Genomic DNA, 549 nt, shown 5'->3' on the forward strand with positions numbered 1-549 from the left:
GTCGGCCACAACGGCTCCGGCAAGACGACACTGCTGCGCGTGCTGTCGGGCATCTACAGGCCGACGAGCGGCTCGGCGGTGATCCAGGGCGAATGCGTATCGCTGATCAACATCTCCCTGGGCATCGACCCGGAAGCGACGGGGCGCGAGAACATCAGGCTGCGGGCGGCGATGATGGGCATGCGGCCGAAYGAATTGCGCGAGCAATTCGATGAGATCGCCGAGTTCACCGGRCTGGGCGATTTTCTYGACATGCCGTTCCGGACCTATTCGTCGGGCATGCAGCTTCGCCTGGCGTTCTCGACGTCGACGGCGATCCGGCCGGAGATCCTGGTGATGGACGAATGGCTTTCGACCGGCGACGAGGACTTCAAGCACAAGGCCGACCGGCGGCTGCGCGAGATCGTGGAGACGACCAAGATCCTCGTCCTTGCCAGCCATTCGCGCGATCTGCTGCGAAAGAATTGCAACCGCATCCTGTGGATGGAACACGGCCGTGTGCGCATGGACGGCCCTACAGATGAGGTCCTGCCTGCCTATTTCGGTTGA

General features: G+C 62.8%; 1 protein-coding gene. It reads left to right on the plus strand.

What is annotated here, in order from left to right:
- A partial coding sequence (locus AC1DPX_RS35105) for an ABC transporter ATP-binding protein (RefSeq protein ID WP_477242598.1) occupies window positions 1–549 on the plus strand: 549 nt, incomplete at its 5' end.

This window comes from Mesorhizobium sp. 01N446, assembly GCF_056399285.1.